At 60.0% G+C, this 1,256-nt stretch carries 1 protein-coding gene; it reads left to right on the top strand.

What is annotated here, in order from left to right:
- Positions 1 to 123 precede the first annotated feature (123 nt).
- Positions 124 to 1,146, top strand: a complete 1,023-nt coding sequence (locus tag AC1D2P_RS30690; protein ID WP_077431402.1) for a transporter — start codon at positions 124 to 126, stop codon at positions 1,144 to 1,146.
- The last annotated feature ends 110 nt before the right edge of the window (positions 1,147 to 1,256 follow it).

The following is a 1,256-nucleotide window of genomic DNA, read 5'->3' as shown; positions in this document are numbered from 1 at the left end:
GTCGTGTAATCAGGCAATGCGTTGTGTCAGCAAGCCCGCGTGCTCAGGTTTGACGACTGCTTCGCAGCCGAACGCAGGCTTCGCCAGCTGCTACATGGAGCGGCATACCCCTTGCGAGCACTCATGAACCACAGCATCGACCACAGCCATCGCGACACCGATCTGTTCGGCCTGCTCTACGGTTTCAGCTTTCGTCCCGGTGAACGAGGTCGGGAGATTGATTCGGCCAAGGCGCTGCACTACCTGCAACACCCCGAAGACGACGAGCAGTTTCTCTGGTTGCATTTGAACCTGGCCCACGCCGCGTGCGAGCGCTGGATGAAAAGCCATCTGGAGCTGCCGGAGGAGTTTTTCGAAGCCTTGCATGAAGGCTCCCGGTCGACCCGCATCGAGCATGTGGACTCGGCCTTGCTGGCGGTGGTCAACGATGTGGTGTTCAACCTCAGTAGCATGGTTTCCTCGGATGTCTCGACGCTGTGGGTGTGTGCCCGCAGCCGGCTGATCATCAGCGCGCGCCTGCAACCGCTGCACTCGGTGGATAAGTTGCGGTCCTCGGTGAAGGCCGGTGAATGTTTTCGCTCGCCGCTGGAACTGCTCGTGCATTTGCTGCGTGATCAAGGCGAAGTGCTGACGCAAATCGTGCGCAAGACCAGCCAGAGTGTCGATCAGATCGAAGATGAGTTGCTCTCTTCACGCCTGTCGACCAACCGCGCTGAACTGGGTGCCAACCGCCGGGTGCTGGTGCGTTTGCAACGTCTGCTGGCGCTGGAACCGGGTTCGCTGTTGCGCCTGCTCAATCGGCCGCCGCAATGGTTGCAGAAGGAGGACGTCAAGGAGCTGCGCAAGTCCACCGAAGAGTTCGCCCTGATCATCAACGACCTCACGGCGCTGGGTGAGCGGATCAAGCTGTTGCAGGAAGAAATCGCCGCCAACCTCAACGAACAGAGCAACCGCACCCTGTTTACCCTGACCGTGGTCACGGTGCTCGCGTTGCCGATCAACATCATTGCCGGTTTCTTTGGCATGAACGTCGGCGGAGTGCCGCTGTCGGGTGACCCCGAAGGGTTCTGGATTCTGGTGGCGCTGGTGGCGACATTTACCGTGATCGCCGGGCGTTGGGCCTTTCGCAAGCGCCAGGATTACTGAGCCCCCGCGACCTGTAGCAGCTGGCGAAGCCGGCGTCCGGCTGCGCAGCAGTCGTAAAATCAGTCACTGCGGTCTTTCAGGTAAAACGTGTGCTCAGGATTTACGACTGC

The sequence above is a fragment of the Pseudomonas sp. P1_F1_2 genome (assembly GCF_056405815.1).
The sequence above is the reverse complement of the archived record's forward strand: the minus strand, read 5'-3'. Positions and strand labels throughout refer to the sequence as shown.